General features: G+C 73.9%; 8 protein-coding genes. 5 read left to right on the top strand and 3 right to left on the bottom strand.

Annotated elements, in window-relative coordinates; all coding sequences use genetic code 11:
* Positions 1-94: 94 nt before the first annotated feature.
* Both ACFV6X_RS05655 and ACFV6X_RS05660 read right to left on the bottom strand, forming a co-directional pair.
* The gene (locus ACFV6X_RS05655; protein WP_385378089.1) at positions 95-925 is read right to left on the bottom strand and encodes a hypothetical protein; all 831 of its coding nucleotides are present in this window, start codon (positions 923-925) and stop codon (positions 95-97) included.
* Positions 926-991: 66 nt separating this feature from the next.
* Positions 992-2,584, bottom strand: a complete 1,593-nt coding sequence (locus ACFV6X_RS05660; protein WP_385378092.1) for an amidohydrolase — start codon at positions 2,582-2,584, stop codon at positions 992-994.
* Between the two features lie 88 nt (positions 2,585-2,672).
* Here ACFV6X_RS05660 and ACFV6X_RS05665 point away from each other — a divergent pair, with 88 nt between their 5' ends.
* The 5 genes from ACFV6X_RS05665 (at position 2,673) to ACFV6X_RS05685 (ending at position 8,012) form a co-directional block, all read left to right on the top strand.
* Positions 2,673-2,912 (top strand): hypothetical protein, encoded by a 240-nt coding sequence (locus ACFV6X_RS05665; RefSeq protein ID WP_385378095.1) that lies wholly within the window; start codon positions 2,673-2,675, stop codon positions 2,910-2,912.
* A 173-nt stretch (positions 2,913-3,085) separates the two neighbouring features.
* Positions 3,086-3,280, top strand: coding sequence for a hypothetical protein (locus tag ACFV6X_RS05670; protein WP_385378098.1), 195 nt, complete (start codon positions 3,086-3,088; stop codon positions 3,278-3,280).
* A gap of 61 nt (positions 3,281-3,341) precedes the next feature.
* The gene (locus ACFV6X_RS05675) at positions 3,342-5,093 is read left to right on the top strand and encodes an ABC transporter ATP-binding protein (protein ID WP_385378101.1); all 1,752 of its coding nucleotides are present in this window, start codon (positions 3,342-3,344) and stop codon (positions 5,091-5,093) included.
* The gene (locus ACFV6X_RS05680) at positions 5,090-6,868 is read left to right on the top strand and encodes an ABC transporter ATP-binding protein (RefSeq protein WP_385378104.1); all 1,779 of its coding nucleotides are present in this window, start codon (positions 5,090-5,092) and stop codon (positions 6,866-6,868) included. The genes ACFV6X_RS05675 and ACFV6X_RS05680 overlap by 4 nt, the downstream gene beginning before the upstream one ends.
* A 73-nt stretch (positions 6,869-6,941) precedes the next feature.
* Positions 6,942-8,012, top strand: a complete 1,071-nt coding sequence (locus tag ACFV6X_RS05685) for an iron-siderophore ABC transporter substrate-binding protein (protein ID WP_385378107.1) — start codon at positions 6,942-6,944, stop codon at positions 8,010-8,012.
* 47 nt (positions 8,013-8,059) lie between these two features.
* Here ACFV6X_RS05685 and ACFV6X_RS05690 read toward each other — a convergent pair whose 3' ends face one another.
* Positions 8,060-8,269, bottom strand: coding sequence for an MbtH family protein (locus ACFV6X_RS05690; protein ID WP_365458947.1), 210 nt, complete (start codon positions 8,267-8,269; stop codon positions 8,060-8,062).
* Between the last annotated feature and the right edge of the window lie 6 nt (positions 8,270-8,275).

Here is an 8,275-nt window from a genome sequence, read left to right on the forward strand (position 1 = left end):
GCTGATCAGGCCTGACGGGCGCGCGGCAGGGTGAGGAACAGGACGGCGGCGCGGATCGAGACACGGCCGCACCGGGCGGGGCGGCCCGGTGCCGCTACGAGGCGTGCTCCTCCGCCTCACCGAAGCGGGCCAGCGCGAGGGCGCCCGCGATGGAGGCGGCGAAACCGGCGACGGCCAGCGGCGCGAGCCCGTGGCGGGTGGTGTCGCCCAGCCAGACGATGCCGAACAGAGCGGGCCAGACGGTCTCCCCGATGACCATCGCCGCCGTGGCGGAGGTGACGGAGCCGGACCGAAGGGCCTCGATCAGGAGGAGATAGCCGGTGATCCCGGAGAGGACCACGGCGTACACCGAAGGGTCGGCGAGCAGGCCGGGCAGGGACAGTCCCGGCATCAGCCGGGCCGCGACGGCCGTCACGCCGAAGCTGATCCCGGCGAGGCCGCCCAGCACGGCCGCGCGGTGGCGCACGTTCCCCAGGCGTGGAGCCAGTGCCCAGCTCACCAGGGCGAGCCCCACCGAGCCCATCAGGACCGCGAGCCGCATTCTCATGTCGCCGTCGCCGCCGGTCTCCCGGCCGGCCGCGATCGCCATCACCGCGAGCCCTCCGCACACCGCGACGACCGCGCCCCACTCCACCCGGCGCAAGCGGATGCGCAGCACGAACGCCGAGACGATCGCGGTGACGGCCAGCGCCCCGGCCACCGCCGCCTCGACCAGGAAGAGCGGGACCGAGCGCAGGGAGATCAGTTCGGCGGCGAAGCCCAGCGTGTCGAGGGCGACCCCGACGATGAACGGCCACTGCCAGGTGGCCCGCACCGCCGCGCCGGCGCCCCCGGGACCCACCCTGCGCGCGCCGAGCGCCTGGAACACGGTCGCCGTTCCCATGAAGAGGGCGGCGCACAGCGCGAACAGCAGGCCGAGTCCCATGACCGCAGGCTAATGCGCCGGGGGTGCGCCCGCGTGGAGGGCGGCCCACGTGGCGGGTCCCGCCGGTCAGCGCCCGCCGTCGCCCTCGCCCTCCCCCTCGCTGCCGCTCGCGCCCTCCAGGAACGTCCCCAGCACCTCGATGTCCGCGATGCGGGAGGGATCCACCCGGTAGGGGTCGGCGCCGAGCACGACGAGGTCGGCCCGCTTGCCCGGGGTGAGGCTGCCCGCGTCGGACTCCCAGTGGCAGGCGTGGGCGGCGTCCACGGTGTAGGCCCGCAGGGCCTCGTGCACGGTGACCGACTCGTCGGGACCGATGACCCGGCCCGACTCCGAGGCCCGTTCGACCATGAACTGGACGGCCCGCAGCGGCGCGCCGTCGGCGACCGGGCGGTCCGAGCTTCCCGCCACCCGGACGCCATGGTCGAGGAAGCCGCGACCGCGGTAGAGCCAACCGGCCCTGTCGTCCCCCATGACCGTGGCGTAGTCGTCCCCGTAGTAGCGCAGGAAGTTGGGCTGGATGACGACGGTGACGCCGAGCGCGGCCAGCCGGGGCAGCTGGTCGGGACGGACCAGGCCCGCGTGCTCGATGCGGTGGCGTGCCCGGGGGCGCGGAAGCAGACGCTGCGCCCGCTCCAGGGCGTCCAGGGCGACGTCGACCGCCCGGTCCCCGATGGCGTGGATGGCCAGCTGCCAGCCCGCGCGGTGCCCCTCCACGATGGTCTCCTCCAACTCCTCGGGGTCGGCCTGGAGTTGACCGGAGCCACTGGTTCCCCGGTAGGGGCTGGTCAGGGCCGCCGTACGGGCCATCATCCCGCCGTCGGTGAAGATCTTGAGGGCTCCTAGGGAGAGGGCGCCGTCACCGAAGCCGGTGCGCAGGCCCAGCGTGAGGGCGCGGGTCGTGGTGTCCTCGGGGGCGGCGCTCACGGCGTCGAGGGCGTCGGCGGCCACCATGAGCTGGACGCGTATCGGCAGGCGGCCGGTGTCGTGGGCGAGCTGGTAGGCCGCCGCCTCGACGGGGCTGTGGCGGAACAGGCGGGCGCCGACTCCCGCCTCGGCGCAGGCGGTCACGCCTTCGGAGCGGCAGACGCGGGCCGCCCGCTCGACCGCACCGGCCAGTTCGTCGAGGGAGTGCGGCGGCCGGGAGCGCAGGGCGGCTCCCATGGCGCCTTCTACGAGGAAGCCGTCAGGGCTGACCGCCTCGGCGGGGAGTTCCCTCAGGATCGCCGTGTTGACGAGGCAGGCGTGGCCGGAGAGATGGCCCAGGTACACCTTGCGGCCGGCGCTGACGGCGTCGAGGTCCGCGGCCGTCAACGGGCGGTCCAGGCTGCGCTGGTCGTAGCCGCCGAAGTCCAGCCAGGCACCGGCCGGTGCCTGGGCGACCGCGTCGGCGACGACCCGGAGCACGTCGTCGGCCCGGCTGCTCGGCGCCACTCCTGGGATCGCCGCCTTCAAACCGGTCCAGGCCAGGTGGACATGGCTGTCGATGAAGCCGGGCAGCACCACGGCGCCGTCCAGGTCGTGGGTGCGCCGCGCCGGCAGCCCCGCCACGTCCTCGTCCAGGCCGACGACGCGGCCGCGCCAGATGCCCAGTTCCCGGGCGATCGGGCGGTCCGGATCCATCGTGATGATGCGGGCGTTGGTGATCCTCGACGAGAGCAAGGACGACTCCTTTTCGGTTCTCCCAGGCGAAACTGCCGGCACACAGCCCGTACATGTGTTTAGGTAAGGCAACCTAAGGGTGCTTCCGGTGAAGGAAACGGTGGGCCCCGACCGCGAGTTGGCGGCCTGGGCCGATGGTGTGCTCGCGCGTATCGACGCGCAACAAGGAATCGACGACGAGTTGCTCGCCGCCCTCGGGCGCGGTCCGAGCCTGCGCGAGGAGACGCTGGCCCGGATGGCCGAGGCCGTGCGGGCGGCGGCCCTGGGCTTGGGCCCGGCCGGCTGCGCCGCGGCCGCCGGAGTGCCGGAACGGCTGCTGCACAACTGACAGGACCGCAACCCGTCGTTCGCCGCGGCGATGTCGGGCGCGCGGGCCCTGGCCCACTCCCACGCACCCGAGGGCAACGGCGCGGCACGTCCGCCGACCCCCGTCGCGCTGCTCGTGCTGCTCCAGGCGATCCGCGCGGACGCCCAGCACCGTCCGCCGCCGCGCTCGCCGGCATGCCCCGTGCGGCCCTCCACCGGCTGCGCAAGGAGCGCCCGAAGGTGAACGCGCTGATCCTCGCGGCCCGCCGCGCCCGGTCCAAACGGACCGAACGGCGCGGCGGTTCGACCTACGAACACCGGTACCGGCTCGTCCGTGTCGACGACGCCCCCGCGAATCACCAAGGGGGTAGCCGCCAGCGCCAGATCTGATTAGCCTTACCTAAGTTTTGCACGCGGTGCAAGCGCTGCGAACCCCCTTCCGGAGGGATGCGTGAGAAGAGCGGACCTGCCGGGACGGCGTGTCCTGTGGGGTGCGGTGGGCGGGCAGCGCCGGGACGTCGTGCTCGGGGCGGTGCTGGGCATGGGCCACCAGACGGGCGAGGCCCTGGTGCCGGTGCTCATCGGACTGGCCGTCGAGCGAGGCGTCGTGGCCGGGGACGCCGGCGGGCTGCTGCTGTGGCTCGGTGTCCTGGCCGTCGTCTACGTCGGACTCTCCTCCAGCTTCCGCTTCGGTGCACGGGCCGGCGAGCGCGCCTCCGTCACCGCGGCGCACCGCCTCAGGACCCAGTTGGTCGGCCGCGTCCTCGCCCCCGAGGGCGGCGCTGAGGAAGGCCGGTTGCCCGGCGAGCTGGCGAACACCGCCACCGAGGACGCCAAGCGGGTCGGCGCCGTCACGATGGCCCTCATCGTCGGCATCGGGGCCACCACCGGCCTCGTGGTCGGCGCGGTCGTCCTGCTGCGCATCTCCCTCCCCCTCGGCCTGCTCGTCCTGCTGGGCACACCGCTGCTGCTGTGGCTGGTGCACCTGCTGAGCAAGCCCCTGGAACGGCGCAGCGAGACCGAGCAGGAGCGCGCGGCGCGGGCCTCGGGCGTCGCCGCCGACCTGGTGGCCGGGCTGCGGGTGCTCAAGGGCATCGGTGCCGAACCGGCGGCCGTCGCCCGCTACCGCCGTACCAGCCAGGAGTCGCTGACCGCCACCCTGCGCGCGGCCCGTGCCGAGGCCTGGCAGAACGGCGTCGTCACCATCCTCACCGGCGCGTTCCTCGCGCTGGTCGCGCTCGTCGGCGGGCGGCTCACCGCGCGCGGCGACATCAGCCTCGGTGAACTCGTCTCGTCCGTCGCGCTCGCGCTCTTCCTCATCGGCCCGCTCTCCGAGTTCTCCTGGGTCAACGCGGAGCTGGCGCAGGGCCGGGCGTCCGCCACCCGGATCGCCGAAGTGCTCGACGCCGGCCGGGCGGTGTCGCCGGGTCCGCCGCAGCGCGGCGCCGTACCGGGGCGGACCGCGGGCCGGCTGCGCCTGAGCGGCCTCTCCTACGGTTCCCTGCGCGAGGTGGACATGGACATCGCGCCGGGCGAGACGGTGGGGGTGGTCACCACCGACCCCGCCGACGCGTCGGCCCTGCTGCGGTGCCTGGGCCGCCACGCCGACCCGGCCGGCGGGGTTGTGGAACTGGACGGCACCGCACTGCCCGCGCTGAGCCTCGCGGAGGTGCGGTCCGCGATACTCGTCGCCGAGCACGACGCCGACCTCTTCGAGGGCACGCTCCTCGACAATGTCACCGCCGCGCTCGGCACCCCCACCGCCCCGCCAGACACCCCGACCGCCACGCACGGCACCCCGACCGCCGCATCCGTCACCGCCGTGATGGCCGCGTCGGGCACCGACGAGGTCGTACGCGCCCTGCCCGACGGCACCGGAACGGCCGTCACCGCGCGCGGCCGCTCCCTCTCCGGAGGCCAGCGGCAGCGGGTGGCCCTCGCCCGGGCGCTGGCCGCCGACGCGCCGGTCCTCGTGCTGCACGAGCCCACGACGGCCGTCGACGCCGTCACGGAGGCGGGCATCGCCGCCGGGATCAGCGACGTCCGCCGCGGCCGCACCACCGTCCTGGTGACCAACAGCCCCGCGCTGCTCGCCGTGACCGACCGGGTCGTCCTGATCGAGGACGGCAGGGTCACCGCGGCCGGCGCCCACGACCGGCTCGTGCACGACCGCGCCGCCTACCGGACGGCGGTCCTCGCATGACCGAGCCCGGCAAGGGCGCGCAGTCGCCCCTCCTGCCCGTCGCCACGCCCGCCCGCACCCGGGCCGCCGTCGCCGAACTGCTGCGTCCGCAACGGCCGCTGGCCCTCACCGCGTTCGCCGTGATGGTCGCCTCCACCGCCGTCGGGCTGCTCGTGCAGCCGCTGCTCGGCCGGATCGTCGACCTGGCCGCCGACCGCGGCTCCGTGGACGCCGTCACCACCACCGCGGCACTTCTCCTCGCCGTCGCCGTGGCGCAGGGCGTCACCGCCGGGTTCGGGCTGTCGCTGATCTCCCGGCTGGGCGAGACGACTCTGGCCCGGCTGCGCGAGCGGTTCGTCGAGCGGGCTCTCGGGCTGCCGCTGGAGCGAGTCGAGCGGGCCGGCGCCGGTGACCTGACCGCGCGGGTCACCGCCGACGTCTCGCTCATCGCCGAGGCCATCCGCAACGCCCTGCCCGAGCTGGCCCGTTCGCTGCTGACCATCGTCCTCACCCTGGGGGCTCTGGCACTGCTCGACTGGCGTTTCCTGCCGGCCGCCCTGATCGCGGTGCCCGTGCAGGCGGCCACCGCCCGCTGGTACGTGTCCCGCGCCGTCCCGCTCTACGCCGAGCAGCGCAGGGCCGCCGGCGCGCAGCAGCAGCAACTGCTCGACACCATCGCGGGCAGCTCCACCGTGCGCGCGTTCCGGCTGGAGCGGGAGCACACCGAGCGGGTCACCGAGCGGTCCTGGTCGGTGGTGGCGCTGACGATGCGCGGGGTCCAGCTCGTGCTGGGCTTCTACAGCCGTCTGCACATCGCCGAGTACGCCGGGCTCGCCGCCGTGCTGTTCACCGGCTACTGGCTCGTCCGCGACGGCGCGGCGTCCATCGGCACGGCGACGGCCGCCGCCCTGTACTTCCACAGCCTGTTCACCCCGGTCAACGCCGCCCTCGTCCTCCTCGACGACGCCCAGTCGGCCACGGCCGGCCTGTCACGGCTCGTCGGCGTGACCGACCAGCCGCCGCCCCCGGAGGGCACCGGTTCCGTCCGGGCGGGCGGCGTCGACGTCACCGTGCGGGGCCTTGGTCACGCGTACCGGCCCGGGCATCCCGTCCTGCACGACGTCGACCTGACGATCCGGCACGGCGAGCGGGTGGCCCTCGTCGGTGCCAGCGGGGCCGGCAAGACCACGCTGGCCCGGCTCGTCGCGGGCATCCAGCCGCCCACCGGCGGGACCGTCCTCATCGGCGGTGTGCCACCGGCCGAACTCGGCGCGGCGGCCACCCGCACGGTCGCCCTGATCACCCAGGAGACCCATGTCTTCGCCGGCCCCCTCACCGACGACCTGCGCCTCGCCAAGCCCGACGCCACCGACGGCGAACTGCGCGCCGCGCTCGACCGGGTGGACGCCCTCACGTGGGCCGAGGCGCTGCCCGACGGCCTCGCCACCGTCGTCGGCGACGGCGGCCACCGGCTCAGCGGCGCGCAGACGCAGGCTCTCGCGCTCGCCCGGCTGATCCTGGCCGATCCGCCCCTCGTGATCCTCGACGAGGCCACCGCCGAGGCGGGCAGCGCCGGGGCGCGCGCCCTGGAGAAGGCGGTCGCGCAGGCGGTCGACGGCCGCACCGCGCTGATCGTGGCCCACCGGCTCAGCCAGGCTGCGACCGCCGACCGCATCGTCGTCATGGACGCGGGACGCGTCGTCGAGACCGGCACGCACGACGAACTCCGCGCCGCCCGTGGACGCTACGCCGCCATCTGGCAGGCCTGGTCGGACACCCGCGACACCGGCACCTGACCCCCACGGACACACCTCCGAAACCCCCCGCACCGCCCGGCTCCACAGGAACCCGAAGAACGAAGGACCACCGATGTCCCGCTCCCGCAGAGCACCACGGCTCGCCGCCGCCCTCGCATCCGCCCTCCTGCTCATGACCGCCGCCACGGCCTGCGGAGGTGACGACTCGGACTCCGGCACATCGGGGGCCGGGGGGCAGGCGAGCTCCTCCGGAGAGTCCGCCTTCCCGGTCTCCGTCGCGCACAAGTACGGCAGTACGACGATCAAGTCCGAGCCGAAGCGGATCGTGACCGTCGGCCTCACCGACCAGGACGCCGTCCTGGCGCTCGGCAAGGTGCCGGTCGGCACCACCGAGTGGCTCGGCGGCTACAAGGGCGCCATCGGCCCCTGGGCCGACGACAAGCTCGGCGGCGCCGAGGTGCCGACCGTCCTCAAGGACACCGGCACCGGTCCCCAGGTGGAGAAGATCGCCGCCCTCAAGCCCGACCTGATCCTCGCGGTGTACGGCGGACTCACCAAGGAGCAGTACGAGTCGCTGTCCAAGTTCGCGCCCGTGGTCGCCCAGCCGAAGAAGTACAACGACTACGGCGTGCCGTGGCAGGAGCAGACCGAGACGATCGGCAAGGCGCTCGGTAAGCCGGAGGAGGCCACCGCGGCCGTCAAGGAGACCGAGGCGCAGATCGAGGCGGCCGTCGAGGAGCACCCCGAGTTCAAGGGCCGGACGGCCGTGATGGCCACACCGTACGAGGGCATCTTCGTCTTCGGCAGCCAGGACCCGCGGTCGCATCTCCTCACCGACCTCGGGTTCTCCCTGCCCGCGGACCTGGACAAGGTGATCGGGGACCAGTTCGGCGCGAACATCAGCAAGGAGCGCACCGACCTGCTCGACCGGGACGCCCTCGTGTGGCAGGTCGCGGACGTGACCAAGGACGCCGACAAGCTGCACAAGGACGCCTCCTACAAGGACCTTGACGTGGTCAGGGAGGGCCGCGAGGTCTACGTCAGCGAGAGCAGCGACTACGGCAACGCGCTGTCCATGGGCACTGTTCTCGGCCTGCGGTACGTGGTCGAACGGCTGGTACCGCAGTTGGCGGCGGCGGTCGACGGCAAGACCGGGACGAAGGTGGAACAGCCCGCGTCGTGAACCGGCAAGGCTGTGGGGCGGTCCCTGGGGACCGCCCCACAGTCGTTTCAGCCGTCCATGGCCTCGGCCAGGCTGCGGGGCCTCATGTCGCTCCAGTGGGTCTCGACGTGGTCCAGACAGGACTGCCGGTCGGCGGGCCCGTGCACCACCCGCCAGCCGGCCGGCACGTCGACGAAGTCCGGCCAGAGGCTGTGCTGGTTCTCGTCGTTGACCAGCACCAGGAAGACACCCTCGGGGTCCTCGAACGGATTGCTCATGCTCTT

Origin of the sequence: Streptomyces sp. NPDC059861 (assembly GCF_042731435.1) — a bacterium.
Lineage (GTDB): Bacteria > Actinomycetota > Actinomycetes > Streptomycetales > Streptomycetaceae > Streptomyces.

Excerpts from the sequence above, each read along its gene's own strand:
- ACFV6X_RS05685 (WP_385378107.1), top strand. The coding sequence starts at position 6,942 with ATGTCCCGCTCCCGCAGAGCACCACGGCTCGCCGCCGCCCTCGCATCC.
- ACFV6X_RS05680 (WP_385378104.1), top strand. The coding sequence starts at position 5,090 with ATGACCGAGCCCGGCAAGGGCGCGCAGTCGCCCCTCCTGCCCGTCGCC.
- ACFV6X_RS05670 (WP_385378098.1), top strand. The coding sequence starts at position 3,086 with ATGCCCCGTGCGGCCCTCCACCGGCTGCGCAAGGAGCGCCCGAAGGTG.
- ACFV6X_RS05690 (WP_365458947.1), bottom strand. The coding sequence starts at position 8,269 with ATGAGCAATCCGTTCGAGGACCCCGAGGGTGTCTTCCTGGTGCTGGTC.
- ACFV6X_RS05655 (WP_385378089.1), bottom strand. The coding sequence starts at position 925 with ATGGGACTCGGCCTGCTGTTCGCGCTGTGCGCCGCCCTCTTCATGGGA.